This window comes from Micromonospora sp. R311 (genome assembly GCF_056780015.1).
In genome coordinates, this window is sequence record NZ_JBSWCE010000025.1 from 82,320 (window position 1) to 102,352 (window position 20,033).

17 protein-coding genes and 1 pseudogene are annotated in these 20,033 nt (G+C 75.0%); 14 read left to right on the forward strand and 4 right to left on the reverse strand.

Annotated elements, in window-relative coordinates:
* Positions 1 to 50: 50 nt before the first annotated feature.
* Positions 51 to 2,432, reverse strand: coding sequence for a discoidin domain-containing protein (locus AC1WTP_RS21625; protein WP_481651080.1), 2,382 nt, complete (start codon positions 2,430 to 2,432; stop codon positions 51 to 53).
* Between the two features lie 252 nt (positions 2,433 to 2,684).
* Here AC1WTP_RS21625 and AC1WTP_RS21630 point away from each other — a divergent pair, with 252 nt between their 5' ends.
* On the forward strand, positions 2,685 to 3,905 hold the full coding sequence (locus tag AC1WTP_RS21630) for a low temperature requirement protein A (RefSeq protein WP_481651081.1): 1,221 nt from the start codon (positions 2,685 to 2,687) through the stop codon (positions 3,903 to 3,905).
* Here the strand turns inward: AC1WTP_RS21630 and AC1WTP_RS21635 are convergent.
* Entirely contained in the window at positions 3,870 to 5,054 is a 1,185-nt protein-coding gene (locus AC1WTP_RS21635) for a low temperature requirement protein A (protein WP_481651082.1), read from the reverse strand. The two genes, AC1WTP_RS21630 and AC1WTP_RS21635, sit on opposite strands and share 36 nt — an antisense overlap.
* Before the next feature lie 217 nt (positions 5,055 to 5,271).
* Between AC1WTP_RS21635 and AC1WTP_RS21640 the strand changes: the two genes are divergently transcribed.
* The 7 genes from AC1WTP_RS21640 to AC1WTP_RS21670 all read left to right on the forward strand — a co-directional run bounded on the left by AC1WTP_RS21640 (position 5,272) and on the right by AC1WTP_RS21670 (position 12,236).
* A complete protein-coding gene (locus AC1WTP_RS21640; protein WP_481651083.1) occupies positions 5,272 to 6,006 on the forward strand; it encodes a YqjF family protein in 735 nt (244 codons plus the stop codon).
* Between the two features lie 128 nt (positions 6,007 to 6,134).
* Positions 6,135 to 7,019 carry an alpha/beta hydrolase family protein gene (locus AC1WTP_RS21645; protein WP_481651084.1) on the forward strand — a complete coding sequence of 295 codons (885 nt, stop codon included), beginning with the start codon at positions 6,135 to 6,137 and terminating at the stop codon, positions 7,017 to 7,019.
* Positions 7,020 to 7,273: 254 nt separating this feature from the next.
* Positions 7,274 to 8,059, forward strand: coding sequence for an ABC transporter ATP-binding protein (locus AC1WTP_RS21650; RefSeq protein ID WP_481651085.1), 786 nt, complete (start codon positions 7,274 to 7,276; stop codon positions 8,057 to 8,059).
* A 76-nt stretch (positions 8,060 to 8,135) separates the two neighbouring features.
* On the forward strand, positions 8,136 to 8,855 hold the full coding sequence (locus tag AC1WTP_RS21655; protein WP_481651086.1) for an ABC transporter ATP-binding protein: 720 nt from the start codon (positions 8,136 to 8,138) through the stop codon (positions 8,853 to 8,855).
* A gap of 25 nt (positions 8,856 to 8,880) precedes the next feature.
* Positions 8,881 to 9,759 carry a branched-chain amino acid ABC transporter permease gene (locus tag AC1WTP_RS21660; protein WP_481651087.1) on the forward strand — a complete coding sequence of 293 codons (879 nt, stop codon included), beginning with the start codon at positions 8,881 to 8,883 and terminating at the stop codon, positions 9,757 to 9,759.
* Entirely contained in the window at positions 9,756 to 10,871 is a 1,116-nt protein-coding gene (locus AC1WTP_RS21665) for a branched-chain amino acid ABC transporter permease (protein WP_481651088.1), read from the forward strand. The genes AC1WTP_RS21660 and AC1WTP_RS21665 overlap by 4 nt, the downstream gene beginning before the upstream one ends.
* Before the next feature lie 78 nt (positions 10,872 to 10,949).
* Entirely contained in the window at positions 10,950 to 12,236 is a 1,287-nt protein-coding gene (locus AC1WTP_RS21670) for an ABC transporter substrate-binding protein (RefSeq protein WP_481651089.1), read from the forward strand.
* A 97-nt stretch (positions 12,237 to 12,333) separates the two neighbouring features.
* On the opposite strand, the gene AC1WTP_RS21675 is transcribed toward AC1WTP_RS21670, so the two are convergent.
* Entirely contained in the window at positions 12,334 to 13,554 is a 1,221-nt protein-coding gene (locus AC1WTP_RS21675; protein WP_481651090.1) for an acetyl-CoA C-acetyltransferase, read from the reverse strand.
* A gap of 160 nt (positions 13,555 to 13,714) precedes the next feature.
* On the opposite strand from AC1WTP_RS21675, the gene AC1WTP_RS21680 reads away from it, so the two are divergent.
* The 5 genes and pseudogenes from AC1WTP_RS21680 to AC1WTP_RS21700 all read left to right on the forward strand — a co-directional run.
* Positions 13,715 to 14,464: an SDR family oxidoreductase gene (locus AC1WTP_RS21680; RefSeq protein ID WP_481651091.1), complete on the forward strand. Its 750-nt coding sequence runs from the start codon at positions 13,715 to 13,717 to the stop codon at positions 14,462 to 14,464.
* Complete coding sequence (locus AC1WTP_RS21685) at positions 14,461 to 15,258, forward strand: SDR family NAD(P)-dependent oxidoreductase (protein ID WP_481651092.1); 798 nt, start codon at positions 14,461 to 14,463, stop codon at positions 15,256 to 15,258. Before AC1WTP_RS21680 ends, AC1WTP_RS21685 begins: the two co-directional genes overlap by 4 nt.
* Positions 15,259 to 15,330: 72 nt before the next feature.
* Complete coding sequence (locus tag AC1WTP_RS21690) at positions 15,331 to 16,563, forward strand: acyl-CoA dehydrogenase family protein (RefSeq protein WP_481651093.1); 1,233 nt, start codon at positions 15,331 to 15,333, stop codon at positions 16,561 to 16,563.
* Between the two features lie 50 nt (positions 16,564 to 16,613).
* Complete coding sequence (locus AC1WTP_RS21695) at positions 16,614 to 17,225, forward strand: TetR/AcrR family transcriptional regulator (protein WP_481651094.1); 612 nt, start codon at positions 16,614 to 16,616, stop codon at positions 17,223 to 17,225.
* Positions 17,226 to 17,287: 62 nt separating this feature from the next.
* Positions 17,288 to 17,728 (forward strand): annotated as a pseudogene (locus AC1WTP_RS21700) (ATP-binding protein); the annotation flags it as partial.
* Between the two features lie 1,083 nt (positions 17,729 to 18,811).
* Here AC1WTP_RS21700 and AC1WTP_RS21705 read toward each other — a convergent pair.
* Positions 18,812 to 19,135: a hypothetical protein gene (locus AC1WTP_RS21705; protein WP_481651126.1), complete on the reverse strand. Its 324-nt coding sequence runs from the start codon at positions 19,133 to 19,135 to the stop codon at positions 18,812 to 18,814.
* Between the two features lie 496 nt (positions 19,136 to 19,631).
* Between AC1WTP_RS21705 and AC1WTP_RS21710 the strand changes: the two genes are divergently transcribed.
* Entirely contained in the window at positions 19,632 to 20,033 is a 402-nt protein-coding gene (locus AC1WTP_RS21710) for a helix-turn-helix transcriptional regulator (RefSeq protein ID WP_481651124.1), read from the forward strand.

Sequence of the window (20,033 nt, forward strand, 5' to 3'; positions counted from 1 at the left end):
TCCCGCCGGCCGCGCCAGGGCGGGGACGGGGCGGCCGGCCGGCCGCCGGGTCAGGGGGCGTACACCTCCACCTGGGACAGCTGTCCCGCCGGCCAGCCGGTGTTGCCGGTGATGTGCACCCGCAGGTACCGGGCCTGGGCGGCGGGGAAGGTCAGCGTCACCTGGTTGCCGGTGGCCGGGTCGAAGACCCGCCCGGCGGCGGCGACGGCGCTCGTCCATGCCGCGCCGTCCGGGCCGAGCTGCACCGAGAGCGTCTGGGTGCGGGTCTGCCAGGCCGGTGACGGCGGTAGCCGGAGCACCACGCGGCCGACCGTCGTCGGTGCGCCGAGGTCGACCCGGACCCACTGGGGGAAGGCGTTGTTGGCGCTCTCCCAGTAGCTGTCCGGATTGCCGTCGACCACGTTGGCGCAGCCGTGGTCCTGGGTGTGGCTGCTCTCCGCCACCGGCCGGCCCCGGGCCAGGTCGGTCAGCGGTGCGGGGGCCGTGCTCACGGTGACCGCGTTCGACGGCGGCGACGGCGTCCCGGCGGTGTCCAGCGCGACGACGGTGAAGGTGTAGGCGGTGGCCGGGCTGAGCCCGCTGACCGTGGCGGCGGTGCCGGTGACGGAGGCGACCGGCTGGCCGCCCTGGCGCACCTGGTAGCCCGCCACCCCGTCGGCGTCGGTGGACGCGGCCCAGGCCAGCGACACGCTGGTGGCGCTCCGGCCGGTCACCGTCAGGTTGCCCGGCGCCGTGGGCGGGGTGGGGGTGCCACCCGCCGCGTACGCCTGCACCCGGGCGAGTTGCGCGGCCGGCCAGCCGGTGTTGCCGGCGATCGTCACCCGGACGTGCCGGGCGGTGGCTCCGGGCAGCGCCAGGGTGGCGGTGTTGCCGGTGGCCGGGTCGAAGCGGACGCCGGCCGGCGCGGACAGTGTGCCGAAGGTCGAGCCGTCGGTGCTGCCCTGCACCGACACGGTCTGGGTGCGCGGCTCCCAGCCGGGCGGCAGGGCGAGCACGAGGCGGGTCAGCGGGTGGCCGGCGCCCAGGTCGACCTGCCACCACTGGGGAAACGTGCCGTTGCCGGCCTCCCAGTAGCTGCCCGGATCGGCGTCGACGGCGTTGGCGGCGACGAACGGGCCGTGCTGGCTGCTCGCCGTGCTGGGCCGACCGGCGGCCAGGTCACCGGTGGGCGGGTTGCCGCCGACGACCGGCGGGGTCGGCCGCACCGGGGTGAGGGCGAGCTGGCCCTTGAGCATCCGCCCGCCGTCGGCGGTGATGCGGAGGTAGTAGTCGGACGAGCAGAAGGTGCCGTCCTCGTCGAGCGCCCGGATGCCCGCCCCGGCGGGGGTGGTGGCCTGCGTCTCCGAGGTCTTGGCGATCTGGTTGCCCTCGTTGAACTCGTCGAACATCGAGACGTAGAGGCCGTGGGCGCCGAGGCGGACCATGTTGTAGAGGTGTCGCCAGTAGAAGTCGCCGTGCCGGCGGTGCCCGGCGGACAGGTCGCCCGGCATCACGCAGGGCTGGTAGTCGATCCCGTGCGCGGTGCAGTCGGCCAGGTCGGGCACGTTGACGTTGCTGTGGAACCAGTCCAGCCCGTCGAGCGTGCCGGTGCGGCCGACCATCCACGGCGAGATCATGTTGAAGGCGTGGTAGACCTCGGCGAAGCCGGGGCGGGAGTCGTTGATCCCCTGCCGCCAGTAGGTGGGCACGCCGCCGATGACGTAGCAGCCCTGCGCCTTGAACCACTGCACCACGTCCAGGCAGGGCGCGGGGGCGAACGGGCGGCCGTCGTCGTTGAAGCCGAACCCCCAGACGCAGACCACCGGCCGGCCGTTCTGCCGGGCGTACGCCGGGGAGGCGGTGTGCGCCGACATCTTCGTCGTCCAGTCCTCCTTGAGCTGGGACTGCATGGCCGTCCAGCCGGTGACGTCGTACATGATGTAGAACTTGCGCCCGAACCGCTCGGCCGCGCTGCGGACCTTCACCGCCATGGCGTCGCGGGTCGGGCCCTCGTCACCGAACGGGTTGAACCGCTGCAACGCCGCGGTGTCGCAGCCGTGCTCCTGCATCCAGCGGAAGTGGGTGTCGACGGTCTGCTGGTCGTAGGAGGAGAAGAGCTGGGCCGGCTGGCCGTTGCCGAGGTTGGGGTAGGCGGTGGAGTAGCCGTGGGCGTACTCCCGCGTGTCGGGCCAGGAGACGATGGTCGTGTTGGCCGGTGACGGCGGCTGGAACCGGTCGCGGCTCCAGTGCCACCAGCCGCCGATCGGCGCCCCGTCGCCCGGGCAGCTGAACCAGCCCTGGTAGCCGACCGTGATCCTGCCGACCACGTCGCCGGGCGGGCTGGCGGCGCGTGCCGGGCGGGTGAGGGCCGGCACCAGTTCGGCCGGAGAGACGGCGGCGAGCGCGGAGCCCGCCGCGACGGAACCGATCAGCTTTCGGCGGGAGAGCGCCATGGCAACCGCCCTTTCACCAGGCCGGCGAGAATTGACGGTCATCATGCCAGCGGCGGACACGCGATCGCAATAGTCAGACTGCTTTATGAAAGATCCCGGCACACCCACCGTAAGAACTAGATGAAGCCGGTGCTTGCCGCCCGGCCGCCGCCTGGCCCGTCCCGGCGGGAGCAATCGCCCCGGTCACCGGGCGATCAGCCCATAGGGTCGGTGGTGGACGGCGGGGTGCGGCCGGACGGGACGGGATGGTCGATGGCAGCCGATGGCGACACCGAGGTGGCGGCCCCGCGGGATCCGGCGCGTCCGGCGTTCCTGGAGCTCTTCTTCGATCTGGCCTTCGTCTTCGCCTTCATCTCGCTCGCCAAGAAACTGTGGGACGAGGTCGGCTGGACCGGCGCCGCCGAGACGCTGGTGCTGCTGCTCGCGTTCACGCTGATCTGGGCGCTGACCACCTGGGCGGGGGACACCCTCGACATCACCCGACCGGCGGTGCAGGCGCTGTTCATCGGGGTGATGGCGGGGAGCCTGCTGCTGGCGGCCCTGGTGCACGACGCGTACGGTGGCGCCGACCTGCTGTTCGCGGTGACCTACGTGACGATCCACCTCGGTTCGAGCACCTACAACATGTTCCTGTCGCGGGACGATTCCGGGCGGAGCCTGAGCCGGCGGGTCGTCTTCTGGGAGGTGGTCGCCGGGCTCGGGTGGATCGGCGGGGCCCTTTTCGCCGGCCCGCCCCGCCTGGCGCTCTGGGCGGCGGCGGTCGCGGTGGAGTACGTCGGCGCCGTGCTCGGCTGGCCGGTGCCGCTGCTCGGCCGCTCACACCCCGAGGACTGGCGGCTGGTCGGTGAGCGGGTCGCCGAGCGATACCGGCAGTTCGTCATCCTCGCGCTCGGCGCGGCGCTCTTCGTGACCGCGACCACCTTCAGCTTCGGCGACTACTCGAGCGGGCGGGCCGGGGTGCTGGCGGTGGTGTTCACGATCGTGGTGCTGATGTGGCGGATCTACATCTACCGGGCCGGGGAACTGCTGACCGAGGCGATCGCCCGGTCCACGAACCCGTCGCTGCTCACCCAGTCCGCCGCGGTCACCCACCTGATCATCGTGGCCGGCATCGGGCTGGTCGCGGTCGCCAACCACCTCGTCCTGACCCGCCCGTCAGGTGACACGCCACCGTCCTGGGCCGCGGTCATCCTCGGCGGACCGGCTCTCTTCCTGGTCGGCCGCGCGCTGCTGGACTACAGCGTGTTCGGCCGGATCTCCCGGTCGCGGATCGCCGGCCTGCTGCTGTTGGCCGCCGGGGCGCCCGCGGTGTCCCGGCTGTCGCCGGTCCTGGTCGCGCTGCTCGCCATGACCGTCCTGGCCCTGATCGCCACGGCGAACCTGGTGAGCACCCGGCGGCGCACGAGGACCCCGATGCCCCCGGCGCTCGGCCGGGCGTCACCGGGCGGGCGGGGCGGCGCTGACCAGCCGTGAGCGTGGGGCGACCCGCTCACCGATCAGGATGAGCAGCAGCACCAGGTTCGCCGCGACCATGATCGCCAGCGGGGGCAACGGCGCCATCGCGGGCGCCAGGGCGGCCAGCGCGACCACGCCCAGCGCCCGGGACCACAGCACCCGGCCGGTCACCACGGCGTCGAGCAGGCAACTGCCGAGCAGGAAGAGGGCCGGCCCGCCGAGCAGGGCGACGACCAGGGCCGCCGGCGCCGCGCCGGTCGGGTCGTCGATGACGAGGGTGTCCCCCGCGGAGATGACGACCACCCCGGCCACCAGCACCAGATGGCTGTACGAGGTGGAGGTGCCGGGTCGGACCCGTTCCACCGCGATGACGCTCGGCGGCGCCAGCAGTTGCCGGACCCGCTGGAAGTACAGGTGGAACAGCAGGACCGCGTTGGCGAACGCCACCGCGCAGGCGGCCACCGGCCCGGCCTGGAGGCCGCTGCCGCCCAGGCCCATGCCGACGGTCAGGATCAACTCGCCGAGCGAGATGATGAAGATCTCCCGGTGCCGCTCGGAGAGGTGGGGGCCGGTGAAGATCTGACTGGCCAGTTCGGTACGGCCCAGCCACGGAGTGGGCCAGCCGATCCGGGCCGACCCGAGGTCGACCGCCGCCGCGAGGGCCCAGAGCGCCAGCCGTGCCGTGCCGTCCACGAACACCCCGGCCACCCACGGCACGACGGTGACCCCGAACCAGAAGAAGACCCGGATGCTGCGGGCCTGGATCGCCCGGTTCACCCGGGTGCCGGGGATGAGCACCGCGTCCCGGACGACGTGGATGGCGAAGTACGCCGCGACGAAGAGCCCGCCGTGCGCGTCGAAGGCGTGCGGCACCGCGACCGCCATCAGCAGGGTGCCGAACATGACCAGCAGGACGGTGGCCTGGATGATCGGCAGCCGCGGGTTGAACAGGTCGGTGAGCCACGCGGTCAGCACCCAGACCCACCAGGCGGCCAGCAGCAGGACGGCGGTCCGCGCGGCACCCTCGAGGCTGAGGTCCTGGGCCAGTCCCTCCGCGAGGCGGGAGAGCATGAAGATGTAGACCAGGTCGAAGAAGAGCTCCAGAAAGGTCGGATGCTCCGGCTCGCCGCGCCGGCGGAGGATCCGGGGAAGCGGACCGGACGTCACGCGTCTGCCTCCTCTGGCGGGCCGCACCGCGAGGGGAGCCGCCGGCGACCTGGCACCGGCCGGGGCACTGCCAACCTACCGAACGGCCGGTCGCCGCAGCGCCGGAACGGCCCTACCGTCCGCGTTCGTGGACAGGCGGCCGTGGCCGGCCGTCGATGTGCCCGACCCGGACCGGCCGGCGCGGTGCCCGGTGGCTCGTACCGGTGACAATGGCCCGGTGGATCCCGAGGAGGTGACGGCCGAGGCGGCCCGGCCGCTGCGCCGGCCGGTGCTGGTGCAGCGCTGGCAGGATCTGGCGTTCCTGCACTGGGCCGTAGACCCGGCGGTGGTGGCGCCGATGCTGCCGCCCGGCACCCGGCCGGACGTCCTCGACGGGCGCACGTACGTCGGCCTGATCGGGTTCCGGATGGTCGGGCTCGGCCTCTTCGCCGGCCCGGGCCTGCCCTACCTGGGCACCTTCTGCGAGACCAACGTGCGGTTGTACAGCGTCGACGTCGCCGGCCGGCGGGCCGTGGTGTTCCGGTCCCTGGACGCGTCCCGACTGCTGCCGGTGCTGGTCGCCCGGGCCAGCCTGCGGCTGCCGTACCTGTGGTCGCGGATGCGCCTGCGCCGCGACGGCGACCTGCTCACCTACACCAGCCGCCGGCGCTGGCCCGGCCCGCGCGGCGCGGCCAGCGCGTTCAGCATGCGGGTCGGCGCCCCGATCGCCGAGCCGACCCCGCTGGAGCACTTCCTCACCGCCCGCTGGGGTCTGCACACCCGCGCGTACGGCCGGACGCTGCACCTGCCCAACGTGCACCCCCGGTGGCCGCTGCACCGCGCGGAGCTGGTGGCCCTCGACGACGAACTGGTCCGCGCCGCCGGCCTGCCCGCCCCCGGGGCGGCGCCGGTCAGCGTGCTCTACTCGCCGGGTGTCCCGGTGCGGTTCGGCACCCCCGCCGTGGTCCGCTGACGCAGTCGGCGTCGGGTGGGCCCGCCGGCCGTGGGCCGCCGGGACTGGTGATTTCACCGATGCGGGCACCGGCCGACACGTCGAAGACTGACGGGCGTCGATATCCCCGACCCCAGGGAGCGCCCGACGTGTCACCGACCACCACCCGTCCCCTTGCCCGCGTCGCCGGGCTGGCCGTGGCCAGCCTCCTGGCCGCCGCCGGCGTCCTGACCGCCGCTCCGGCCCGGGCCGCCGAGAATCCGTACGAGCGCGGCCCCGCCCCGACCACCGCCCTGCTGGAGGCCAGCCGGGGCCCCTTCGCCACCGCGTCGCAGAGCGTCTCCTCGCTCAGCGTCACCGGCTTCGGCGGGGGAGTCATCTACTACCCGACCAGCACCAGCGAGGGCACCTTCGGCGCCATCGCCATCTCGCCGGGCTACACCGCCGCCTGGTCCAGCATCAGCTGGCTCGGGCCGCGGATCGCCTCGCACGGTTTCGTGGTGATCGGCATCGAGACCAACAGCCGGTTCGACCAGCCGGACAGCCGCGGCCGCCAACTGCTCGCGGCGCTCGACTACCTGGTCCAGCGCAGCTCCGTCCGGGGCCGGATCGACGGCACCCGGCTCGCCGTCGCCGGCCACTCGATGGGCGGCGGCGGCAGCCTGGAGGCCGCCGTGTCCCGGCCGTCGCTGCAGGCCGCCGTGCCGCTCGCACCCTGGAACCTGGACAAGACCTGGTCCGACGTCCGGGTGCCGACGCTGATCATCGGCGGCGAGAGCGACAGCGTCGCCCCGGTCTCCTCGCACTCGGAGCCGTTCTACACCAGCATCCCGGCGTCGTCGGAGAAGGCGTACCTGGAGTTGAACGGCGCCAGCCACTTCTTCCCGCAGACGGTCAACACCCCCACCGCCCGGCAGATGGTGGCCTGGTTGAAGCGGTTCGTCGACAACGACACCCGCTACGAGCAGTTCCTCTGCCCGGGGCCGAGCGGCTTCGACATCGAGGAGTACCGCAACACCTGCCCGAACGCCTGACGCCCACCGGGCGGCCGCCCGCCGCGGCCGCCCCCCGACCCCGGCCCGCCACCGCCCCGCGCGGTGGCGGGCCCCTGTCCTGGGTGTCGCATCTGGAGTGCATGTTGCGCGTCGGTGTGCCGATCGGCGTCCGTCCGGCCACCGCCGTACCGCGTTCCGGGGCGGGCGGCGGCGCATCGAAGGTATTGACGCCGGACCCGAGAAACGTACACTCCCAGTGTAAATAACGTCCCGTCGGAGCGAGGGATGGGTGAATGGAACAAGGGCTCGCGCTGCACCACATCGGGGTGCGCTTCGGCGGCCTCACCGCCCTCGACGACGTCTCGCTGCGGGTGCCCGCCGGCCGGGTGGTCGGCGTGATCGGCCCGAACGGGGCCGGCAAGACCACCCTGTTCAACGTCGTATGCGGCTTCGTCGCGCCGGACTCGGGCACGATCACCCTCGACGGCCGCCCGCTGCGACCCCGGCCGCACCAGCTGACCCGGCTCGGCATCGCCCGGACCCTGCAGGGCACCGGGCTCTTCGCCGGGCTCACCGTGCTGGAGAACGTGATGGCCGGCGCCACGCACACCGCCCGCGCCGGCTTCCTCGCCGCGCTGCTCGGCCTGCCCCGCAGCGACCGCGACGAGCGCCGGCTGCGCCGGCACGCCCTCGACGTGCTCGACGGCCTGGGCATCGCCGGGCACGCCGACGCCGCGCCGGGCACCCTGCCGTTCGCCGTACGCCAGCGGGTCGCGCTGGCCCGCGCGCTGGCCGCGCGGCCCCGGCTGCTGCTGCTCGACGAACCGGCCGGCGGGCTCGGCGGCGACGACATCGCCGAGCTGGCCGAGCTGGTCCGGCAGCTGCCCCGGCGGGACACCGACCCCTGCGCGGTGCTGCTGGTGGAGCACCACATGGACCTGGTGATGTCGGTCTGCGACGAGATCGTGGTGCTCGACTTCGGCCGGGTCGTCGCGGCCGGCACCCCGGCCGAGATCCGCGACGACCCGGCCGTCACCGAGGCCTACCTCGGCGCCGAGGTCGACGAGGCGGCGGCATGAGCGAGCGGAGCGAGCGAATCATCAGGCTCTGTGCGGTGGTGCCTCATGTCGGCACGGAGCGAAGCGGAGTGCCGGCATGAGCGCCGACCTGCTGGAGGTGCGCGGGCTGGTGGCCGGGTACGGGGCCGCGCCCGTGCTGCACGGGGTCGACCTCACCGTGCCGGCCGGCACCATCGCGGCGGTGGTGGGGGCGAACGGGGCCGGCAAGACCACCCTGCTGCGCGCCCTCTCCGGCATGCTGCGCCCGGTCGCCGGCCGGGTCGCGCTGGCCGGGCACGACCTGCGGGGCGTGCCGGTCGAGCGGCTCGTCCGCCGCGGCATGGCGCACGTCCCGGAGGGGCGCGGCGTGGTCGGCGAGCTGACGGTGGACGAGAACCTGCGGCTCGGCGGGCTCTGGCGGCGCGACCGGGCCGACGCGGAGCGCGCCCTCGACGAGGTCTACCAGCTGTTCGAGCCGCTGGCCCGGCGCCGGCGGCACCTCGGCCACCAGCTCTCCGGCGGCGAACGGCAGATGCTCGCCCTCGGGCGGGCCCTCGTCGGCCGGCCCCGGCTGCTGCTGCTCGACGAGCCGTCGCTCGGCCTGGCGCCGCGGGTGGTCGCCCAGACCATGGCCCTGCTGCGCCAGTTGCGCGACCGGACCGGGCTGACCGTGCTCCTGGTCGAGCAGAACGTGCGCAGCGCGCTGTCGGTCGCCGACCAGGGCGTGGTGATGGCGCTAGGCCGGGTGGTCAGCACCGCCCCGGCCGCCCGGCTGCGCGACGACGACGACCTGCGCCACGCCTACCTCGGTTTCTGACCACCTCGTCCCCGCGGGAGGACCGTTGGACCGCTTCGTCTTCCTCACCCTCGACGGCCTGTCCCGGGGTGCGGTCTACGCCGCGTTCGCGCTGGCCCTGGTGCTGATCTGGCGAGCCGCCCGGATCGTCAACTTCGCCCAGGGCGCGATGGCGGTGGCCACCGCGTACGTCGCCTACAGCGTGTCGGCCGCAACCGGTTCGTACTGGCTGGGCTTCCTGGCCGCGCTCGTCGCCGGGCTGCTGCTCGGCGCGGTCGTCGACCTGGCGGTGATGCGCTTCGTCGACCACGCGTCCCCGCTCAACCCGGTGATCGTCGCCCTCGGGCTGGTGCTGCTGATCCAGGCGCTCCTCGGCATGGTCTACGGCAACGAGTTCCTGCCCGCCGAGGCGCCGTTCTCCCGGTCCGCGCTGACCGTGGCCGGGATCGCCGTGCTCTCCCCGTACGACCTGTTCGCGTTCGCGGCGGTCGGGGTGGTGGTGGTCGGGCTGGCCTGGATCTTCACCCGCACCGCGGTCGGCCTGCGGATGCGCGCGGCGGCGTTCGCCCCCGAGGTGTCCCGGCTGCTCGGGGTCAACGTCGGCGGCATGCTGACCCTCGGCTGGGCGCTGGCCTCCGGGGTCGGTGCGCTGGCCGGCCTGCTGGTCATCCCCACCGAGCTGGGCCTGCACCCGCACGCGATGGACCTGGTCTTCGTCTCGGCGTTCACCGCCGCCGTGGTCGGCGGACTGGACAGTCCACCGGGGGCGGTGGTCGGCGGGCTCGCGGTCGGTCTGCTCCTCTCCTACGTCAGCGGCTACGCCGGCAGCGACCTCACCCCGCTCGCCGTGCTGGTGCTGCTGCTGGCGGTGCTGCTGGTCCGCCCCGGCGGGCTGTTCGCCCCGGTCACCGCGAGGCGGGTGTGAGCGCCACCCGGGCGGCCACGCCGCCGCGCACCCCGGCGCCGGACGCCGGCACCCATCCCGCCGGTGGGCGCGGCGTTCCGACCCTGCTGCGCCACCTCGGCGTCGCGGTTGCCGCCGCACTGCTGCTGACGGCGGTCAGCTACGGCCTGGAGCCGTTCCGCAACTTCCAGCTCGCCACCGTGGCGGCCTACCTCTGCGCCACCGCCGGGCTGACCGTGCTGACCGGCCTCAACGGGCAGCTCTCGCTGGGGCACGGCGCGCTGATGGCCACCGGCGCGTACACGGTGGCCTTCTGCCAGACCGCGTTCCTCGACGCCGGGCTCACCGGCGGCTGGCTGCTCGCGGTCTCGCTGGTCGCGGCGGTGCTGGCGGCGCTGGTGGTCGGCGCGGTGGTCGGCGTGGCCGCCGCCCGGCTGCGCGGCCCGTACCTGGCCGGGGTGACGCTGGCCGTCGCGATCGTGGTGCCGGCGCTGACCGTCACCTTCGACGGCGTCTTCAACGGCGAGCAGGGGCTGTCGGTGCCGGTGGAGCCGCCACCGGCCGCGCTCGGGCCGTACTTCCCCTACGAGCGCTGGCAGCTCTGGGTCACCGCGGCGGCGACCCTGCTCGCCCTGGTGCTGCTGGCCAACCTCGTCCGCAGCCGGTACGGCCGCACCTTCCGGGCGGTCCGCGACGACGAGGTCGCCGCCCGCCTCGCCGGCATCCACGTGGCCCGCACGCAGGTGCTCGCCTTCGTGGTCAGCGCCGCCGGCGCCGGGCTCGGCGGCGCCCTGCTCGCGGTGCTCGCGCAGAGCGTCTCGCCCGGGGCGTTCTCGCTCACCCTGTCGCTGTTCCTGCTGATGGCCGTCGTCATCGGCGGCCTGGGCAGCCTCGCCGGGGCGGCCTGGGGCGCCGTCCTGCTGGTCGCCCTGCCCGATCTCACCCACACCCTGACCGAGCAGGTCACCCTCTCCCCAGCCGTGGCGCAGCGGATGGAGGGCAACCTCCCGCTGGCCATCTTCGGGGTCACCCTGATCGTCGTCATGATCGCCGCGCCCGGCGGCGTGCAGGGCCTGCTGGCCCGTCTCGGCCGGGTGCTGGTGGCCCGCCTGCCGGGCCGTCGCCGGTCCTGAACCGACCCGGGCCCCCGTCCACCCCGCTCCACCCGCCACCCGCCAACAGAACCGGACCGAGGAAAGGTCGGTGTCCCCATGCCACCCTCGACACGACGTGGTCTCGCGATCGCCACCGCCATCACCCTGCTCGTCACCTCCGCCGCGTGCAGCGGCGACGGCGGCGGCGGGTCGGGACGCGGGCCGGTGCCCGGCGTCACCGACACCGAGATCGTGGTCGGCACCCACATGCCGCTGACCGGCCCGGCCTCGGCCGGCTACTCCAAGATCGCACCGGCCACCAAGGCGTACTTCGACTACGTCAACGCCAACGGCGGCGTGCACGGCCGGAAGATCACCTACAAGATCATGGACGACGGGTACAACCCGGCGAACACCCAGCAGGTGGTCCGCCAGCTGGTCCTGCAGGACAAGGTCTTCGCCGTCCTGAACGGGCTCGGCACGCCGACCCACACCGGGGTGCTCGACTTCCTCAAGAGCAACCGGGTGCCGGACCTCTTCGTCGCCTCCGGCAGCCGCAGCTGGGACCAGCCGGACAAGTATCCGGGCACGTTCGGGTTCAACCCCGACTACACCGTGGAGGGCAAGATCCTCGCCAACCACGTGAAGACCGCGCTGCCCGGCCGCAAGGTCTGCTTCCTCGGTCAGGACGACGACTTCGGTCGGGACAGCCTGGCCGGGGTGGAGCAGGTGCTCGGCGCGGGCGCGGTGGTGGCCAAGCAGACGTACGTCACCAGCAACACCAACGTGGCGCCGCAGATCGGCGCGTTCAAGGCGGCCGGCTGCGAGGTGGTCGTCCTGGCCACCGTGCCCGGCTTCACCGCCCTGGCCGTCGGCACCGCGGCCCGGCTGGGCTACAAGCCGCAGTGGTTGGTCTCCAACGTGGGCGCCGACCACCCGACCCTGGCCAAGCAGCTCGGCGACGCCGCGCCGCTGCTGGAGGGCATGATCGGCGTCAACTACCTGCCCATGCAGAACGACACCGCCAACCCGTGGATCCAGCTCTTCAGCAAGGTCAACAAGGAGCACAACGGGGACGCGCCGTTCGACGGCAACACCGTCTACGGGATGGCGGTCGGCTACCTCTTCGTGCAGGTGCTCCAGGCCGCGGGCAAGGACCTGACCCGCGAGTCGGTGCTCGACGAGGTCAGCAGGGGCGGCTACCAGGGCCCGGGGCTGGCACCCCTGCGCTTCTCCGCCACCGACCACTCCGGCTACGGCGGGGAACGGCTGACCCGGGTCAGCGGCGGGGTGCAGGCCTACTTCGGGCCGGCGTACGAGACGGACGAGGGCGACGGCCCGGTGCGGGAGTACACCGCCGCCCCGGTGACCCCGCCGGCCAACGGGATCCCCACCGCCTCGTGAGGACCGGCCGGGCGCGGCTTGCTCGACCGCGCCCGGCCGCCCGGCCACGCCCGGTCACCGGCGACCGGGCGTGGCCGGGGCGCGACCTCGGCCCTGGTCAGCTGAGCCGCTCGACGATCATCGCCATGCCCTGGCCGCCGCCCACGCACATGGTCGCCAGCCCGACCTGCCGGTCGTGCCAGCGCAGCGAGTTGAGCAAGGTGGTGGTGATCCGGGCGCCGGTCATGCCGAACGGATGCCCGACCGCGATCGCGCCGCCGTTGACGTTGAGCCGGTCCCAGTCGACGCCCAGCTCGCGGGCGCTCGGCAGCACCTGGGCCGCGAACGCCTCGTTGATCTCGACCAGGTCGACGTCCGCGATGGACATCCCGGCGCGGCGCAGCGCCCGCCGGGACGCCTCCACCGGCCCGAGCCCCATGACCTCGGGGGAGAGCGCGCTCAGGCCGGTGGCGACGATCCGGGCCAGCGGGGTGATGCCCAGCGCCCGGGCCCGGACGTCGGACATCACGACGAGTGCCGCGGCCCCGTCGTTGAGCGGGCAGGAGTTGCCGGCGGTCACCGTGCCGTCCGGCCGGAACACCGGTGGCAGCGCCGCCACCGCCGCCAGGGTCACCCCGGGGCGCGGGCCGTCGTCGGCGGCGACCACCGTGCCGCCGGGCACGCTGACCGGAGTGATCTCCCGGGCCCAGAAGCCGTCGGCGATCGCCTTCTCGGCGAGCAGTTGCGACCGTACGGCGAACTCGTCCTGGCTGTCGCGGGAGATCCCGCGGAGCTGGGCCACGTTCTCCGCGGTCTGTCCCATGGCGACGTAGACGTCCGGCAGCTCGCCGTCCGCGCGCGGGTCGCGCCAGGCCGGCGCCCCGCCGGCGGCCCGCGCGGCGGTGCGCGCCGTCGCGCCGCCGAACCGCGGGTTGGTGCTGTCCGGGTGCCCGTCGCTGCGACCCCGGTGGTAACGGGAGACGCACTCCACGCCGGCCGAGACGAAGACGTCGCCCTCGCCGGCGCGGATGGCGTGCAGGGCCATCCGGGTGGTCTGCAGGGACGAGGAGCAGTACCGGTTGACGGTGGTGCCGGGCAGGTGGTCGAGCCCGAGCAGGACGGCCACCACGCGGGCGAGGTTGTAGCCCTGCTCACCGGCGGGCTGGCCGCACCCGAGCATCAGGTCGTCGATCTCGGCCGGGTCGAGCTGGGGAACCTGGTCCAGGGCGGCCCGCACGATCGTGGCGGCCAGGTCGTCGGCGCGCAGCTCGCGCAGGGAGCCCTTGTTCGCCCGCCCGATCGGTGATCGGGCGGCGGCGACGATGACGGCTTCCGGCATGGCGGGGTTCCTTTCCCGAAACGGGCAAGCGATATCTGCACCGACGGTGCGGTTATCCGGCGGCCGTGTCAACGGAATGTGAGATGGTCATCGGCATCCGTCGTTGACGCCCTCGTCCCGCCCTCCTACTATCTGCATTGTGAATGCAGATTCAGGTCGATTGGCCGGTCGGGTCGCCCTGGTCACCGGGGCCAGCCGCGGGATCGGCCTGGCGGTCGCCCGCCGGCTGGTCGCCGAGGGGGCCCGGGTCGGCCTGACCGCCCGCCACCCCGAGGCGCTGGCCGAGGCGGTGGCCGAGCTGGGCGGCCCGGCTCGCGCGCTGGCCGTGCCCGGCCGGGCCGACGACGCCGAGCACCGCCGGACGGCGGTCCGCCGGGTCGGCGAGGAGTTCGGGCCGGTGGACGTGCTGGTCAACAACGTCGGCATCAACCCGGTCCACGGGCCACTGGCCGGACTGGACCTGGCCGCGGCCCGCAAGATCCTCGACGTCAACCTGGTCGGCACGCTCGGCTGGGTGCAGGAGCTCTGCGCGGCGGGGATGACCGACCGCGGCGGCTGCGTCGTCAACGTCTCCTCGATCGCCGGCCTGACCCCGTCACCGGGCATCGCGTTCTACGGGGTCAGCAAGGCCGCGGTCAACCACCTCACCGCCTGTCTGGCCGTCGAGCTGGCCCCGGCGGTCCGGGTCAACGCGGTGGCCCCGGCCGTGGTGAAGACCCGGTTCGCGGCGGCGCTGCACGAGGGCCGGGAGGACGAGGTCGCCCGGGCGTACCCGCTGCGACGGCTCGGCGTACCCGAGGACGTCGCCGGCGCGGTCGCCTTCCTCGCCTCCGCCGACGCGGCCTGGATCACCGGGCAGACCCTGGTCCTCGACGGCGGCGTCGGCCTCGCCGGCCGGATCACCGGATGACCGCGCCGTCCCGCGGGCTGGTCGTGGCCGGGGCGGGCGTGGTGGTGACCGGGGCCGGGTCCGGCATCGGCGCCGCCCTCGCCACCCGGTTCGCCGCCGACGGCGCCCGGGTGGTGGTCAACGACCTGGACGCCGCGACCGCCCGGGCGGTGGCGGCACGGATCGGGGCGTACGCCTGCCCCGGCGACGCGGCCGATCCGGCCGGGGTGGCCGCCCTGGTCGGCTTCGCCCGGGACCGCCTCGGCGCGGTCGACCTCTTCTGCGCCAACGCGGGGGTGGCCCCGGCCGGCGGCGCCGACGCGCCGGACGAGGCGTGGGAGCGGGCCTGGCGGGTGAACGTGATGGCGCACGTGCTCGCCGCGCGCGAGCTGCTGCCGCACTGGCTCGCCGCCGGCCGCGGCCGGCTGCTGGTCACCGCCTCCGCGGCGGGTCTGCTCACGCTGCTCGGCAATGCGCCCTACTCGGTGACCAAGCACGCCGCGCTGGCCTTCGCCGAGTGGCTCCGGGCGAGCTACGCCCACCGCGGGATCACCGTCCAGGCGCTCTGCCCGCAGGGGGTGCGGACGCCGATGCTGGCCGCCGCCGACGGTACGAGCTCCGCCCTGCTCGACGCCGGCGCGGTCAGCGCCGAGCAGGTGGCGGGCTGTGTCAGCGCGGCGCTGGCCGACGACCGCTTCCTGGTGCTGCCGCACCCCGAGGTCGCGGCCTGGTACGCCCACCGCGCCGCCGATCCGGACCGCTGGCTGCGGGCGATGAACCGGACCCAGCGCGACGTCGAGCGCCGGCATGGCTGAGCTGCCCGCCCTCGACCTGCGCCGGCTCGCCGGGCACCTGACCCAGCGTCCACGGAGGAGACGGAGCGCCTGATGGACTTCCGCTACGACGAGACCACCGAGCGGCTGCGGGAACGGCTGCTCGCCTTCATGGCCGAGCGGATCCATCCGGCCGAGCCCGTCTTCGAGAAGCAGGCGCGGGAGCGCGCCGACCCGTGGGCCGCCCCGCCGGTCGTCGCCGACCTGCGGGCCGAGGCCCGCCGGCGGGGCCTGTGGAACCTCTTCCTCCCCGGCGAGCACGGCGCGGGCCTGACCAACCTGCAGTACGCGCCGCTGGCCGAGATCACCGGCCGGTCACCCGGGCTGGCCCCGGTCGCGCTCAACTGCGCGGCGCCGGACACCGGCAACATGGAGCTGCTGGCCCTGTTCGGCAGCCCGGAGCAGCGGGAGCGCTGGCTCACCCCGCTGCTGGACGGTCGGATCCGCTCCGCGTTCGCGATGACCGAGCCGGCCGTCGCGTCGTCGGACGCCACCAACATCGCCACCCGGATCGAGCGCGACGGCGACGAGTACGTGGTCAACGGCCGGAAGTGGTTCGTCACCGGGGCGCTCGACCCGAAGTGCGCGGTCTTCGTCGTGATGGGACGCACGGACCCGGCCGCGCCCCGGCACCGGCAGCAGAGCCAGATTCTGGTGCCGCGCGACATCCCGGGCGTGACCGTCCGCCGCGGCCTGCGGACCTTCGGGTACGACGACAGCGACCACGGCGGCCATGCCGAGGTCGACTTCGTCGACGCCCGGGTGCCGGTGGGCAACCTGATCGGCGCGGAGGGCGAGGGCTTCGCCATCTCGCAGGCCCGCCTCGGACCGGGCCGGGTGCACCACTGCATGCGACTGGTCGGCATGGCGGAACGGGCCGTCGAGCTGATGTGCCGGCGGGTCGCCGACCGGCACGCGTTCGGCGGGCCGCTGGCCGCGCAGGGGGTGATCCGGGACTGGATCGCCGAGGCCCGGGTCCGCCTGGAGCAGGCCCGCCTGCTCGTGCTCAAGACCGCCTGGCTGATGGACACGGTGGGCAACCGGGCCGCGCACACCGAGATCCAGGCGATCAAGATCGCGGTGCCGGAGACCGTCCAGTGGGTGATCGACCGGGCCATCCAGGCGCACGGGGCGGCCGGGGTCAGCCAGGACACGCCGCTGGCCCGGCTCTGGGTCAAGGCCCGGGCGCTGCGGCTGGCCGACGGCCCGGACGAGGTGCACCGGCAGTCGCTGGCCCGCCGGGAACTGCGCCGGCACCAGCCGGTCCGGCCCACGGCCCGCGTCTAGACTCGGCGAGGCGGTGGGACGACGTGGCAGCGGTGAGGGGACGAGCGCGGATGGGCGGGGCCGAGGCACCGGGCCGGGTCGACGGGCGGACCGCCCGGGCCGAGCGCACCCGGGCGGCGATCGTCGAGGCGCACCTCGCGCTGATCTCCGAGGGCGACCTGCGACCGACCGGCGAGCGCATCGCCGAGCGGGCCGGCATCTCGCTGCGGACGCTCTGGACCAACTTCAAGGACATGGAGACGCTCTTCGAGGCCAGTGGCGCGGAGGTGCTCCGCCAGCAGGACGCCGCGTACCGGCCGATCTCGCCGGCGCTGCCGCTGGCCAAGCGAATCGACGCGTACTGCCGGCAGCGGGCCCGGCTGCTCCAGCTCATCGCGCCGTCCGCCCGGGCCGCCCAGATGCGCGAGCCGGTCTCCGAGCAGCTGCACCGCAACCGGCTCAAGCACATAGCGCGGGTCCGTGACGAGGTCGAGCAGCTCTTCGCGGCCGAGCTGGCGCAGGCCGGGTCGGGCCGGGAGCAGCTGGTGCACGCGCTGGTCGCGGCGAGCATGTGGCCGGCCTGGTCGATGCTGCGGGACGGGCTGGGGCTGGGCGTGGACCAGGCCCGGGCGGTGATGGCCCGCACGGTGGGCGCGCTGCTCGCCGACGTGACGCCCCGCTGACCGGCCCCGATACCGGGGAGCCGACTCTTTCCTTCCGGTTGCCGATAGGTGACACTCGATGCATGGTTACTGCATCAACAGTGCAATTAACCGGGTTGTTCGGCCGTGACGCCGAGTGCGCGGCCATCCGGCGGCTGCTCGACGGCCCGCCGGTCGCCGGAGGAGCGCTGCTGCTCTGGGGCGAGCCGGGCACCGGCCGCAGCGTGCTCGTCGGCTACGCGCACCGGCACGCCGGGAGCCGTACCGTGCTGGCCGGCGCGGGGCTCGCGGAGGAGGCCGGGCTGCCGTACGCGGGACTGCACCGCCTGCTCGATCCGCTGCTCGACCGCGCCGACGCGCTGCCCGAGCCGCAGCGCGGGGTGCTGCGGCGGGCGCTGGCCGGCGCGGGCTGTCCCGCCCACCACCGGCTCGCCCTGTCGGTGGCCGTGCTGGGGCTGCTCGCCGTCGCCGCCCGGGACCGTCCGTTGCTGTTGACGATGGACGACGTCGACCGGGGCGACCGGCCGACCGCGGAGGTGCTGGGTTTCGTGGCCCGCCGGCTGCGCCACCTGCCGGTCACCGTGCTGCTGACGGCGGGAACGGACGCGGTGGCCGGTGGGGTGCCCCGGCACCGGTTGCGGCCCCTCGACGACCGGGCCGGCGCCGCCCTGCTCGCCGACCGGCTGCCCGGCATCGCGCCGGCGGTGGCCACCGCACTCACCGCGGTCGCCGGAGGCAACCCGCAGGCCCTGGTGGACCTCGCCGAGGTGCTCAGCCCCGGCCAGTGCCGTGGCGAGGAGCCGCTGCCGGAGGCGCCGCCGGTCGACGGGGCGCTGGGGCGCGGGTACCGCGCCCGGCTGGACCGGCTGCCGGCCGACACCCGGCGGGTGCTGCTGCTCGCCGCGCTCGACCCGGAGGGCGACCCCGCCACCCTGGTACGGGCCGCACGGGCCGCCGGCACCGCGGTCGAGGCGCTCGCCCCGGCGGAGGCCGCCGGCCTGGTCCGGGTCGACGTGCGGCGGGTCGCCCTGGCGCAGCCGCTGGCCCGGGCGGTGGTCGCGGAGAGCGTGCCGCTGGCCGAGCGGCGCGCGGCCCACCTGCTCCTCGCCGACGTGCTCGACGGCCCCGGCCAGCGGCTGCGTCGGGCCCTGCACCGCGCGGCCGCGGCGGTGCCCCCGGACCCGGCGCTGGCGGCGGAACTCGAGGCGGCGGCCGGCGACGCGGCCGGGGACATCGCGGCCCGGGCGCTGTGCCGGGCCGCCGACCTCAGCACCGAGCCGCGGCACGCCGCCGCCCGGCTGGTGGCCGCCGCCCGGCACGCCTGGACGACCGGCCGGCCACAGTGGGCCCGCCGGCTGCTGGCCGACCCGCGGGTGACCCGCTCGGCGGACCCGACCGTGACCGGCCGGGTCGGCCTGCTCCGCGGCGAGCTGGAACTGCGGTGCGGCGCGCCGTCGGCCGCCGCGGGCACCCTGCTGGCCGCCGCGGACGCGGTCTCCGCCACCGACCGCCTCGCCGCCCTCGGCGCGCTGGTCCGTGCCGGTGAGGCGGTCTGCTTCTCCGGCGACCAGTACCGGTACGCCGAGGTGGCGCGCCGGGTGTCGGCGTTACGCCGGCCCGGCGACCCGCCCGCCGCCGAACTGATGACCGCGCTGGTTGCCGGGGTGGCGGCGACGCTGCGCGGTGACCACGAGCGGGGCGGGCCCGCGCTGCGCCGGGCCGTCGTCCTCGGCAACCGGTTGACCGGGGCGGATCTCACCCCGACCGCGCTGACCTGCGCGGCGGTCGCCGGCCTGCTGGTCGCGGTGGACAGCGCCGCCCACCGGCTCGCCGAGCGTGCCGCCGAGCTGGCCCGCGCCCGCGGCGAGCTGTCCCTGCTGTCCCGGGCGCTGGAGCTGCGCGCGATCGCCGAGTACTGGCTGGGCCGGCACGAGGCCGCGGCGGACACCTCGCGGGAGGGGCTGCGCGTCGCCCGGGACACCGGGCAGGTCAACTGCGCCGGCGTGCACCTGGGCATGCTGGCCGTGCTCGCGGCCGTCCGGGCCGACCGGGACACGAGCCTGCGCCGGATCCGGGAGATCGGCGAGGCGGCCCCGCCGCACAGCCGGCCGCGCGCCCTGGCGCAGTGGGCCCTCGCGGTGCTCGACCTGGTCGACAACCGGCCCGGCGCGGCCGCCGCCCGGCTGACCGCCCTGGCCCGCCCCGGCACCGGCCGGGGGCAGGTCCTGGTCCAGGTGATGGCCACCCCGTACCTGGTGGAGGCCGCCGCCGGGGCGGCCCACCGGTCGGCGGCCACCGCCGCGCTCGCCGTCTTCGACCGCTGGGCCAGCAGCACCGCGAGCCCGTCCCGCCGGGCGCTCTCCGCGCGCTGCCACGCGCTGCTCGCCCCGGGGCAGCGCCGACGCCGAGCACCGGTTCCGCACCGCGTTGCGGCTGCACCCGCCGGACGCCGGGGCGTTCGAGCGGGCCCGCACCGAGTTGCTCCTCGGCCGCGAGCTGCGCCGCAGCCGCCGCCCCCGGGACGCCCGGGAGCACCTGCACGCCGCCCGGGAGGCCTTCGTGCTGTCGGGGCTGACCGCGTGGGCCGAGCAGGCCACCGCAGAGCTGCGGGCGGCGGGGGAGTCGGTCGGCACGCCGGACCTGCCGGCGGCGCGGCTGCTCACCGGCCAGCAACTGCGGATCGCGCAACTAGTCGCCGAGGGCGCCACCAACCGGGAGATCGCGGCCCGGATGTTCCTCTCCACCCGTACGGTCGACCACCACCTGCGCAACATCTTCCACCGGCTCGGCATCCGCTCGCGCACCGAACTGGCCCGGGCGATCAGTTGA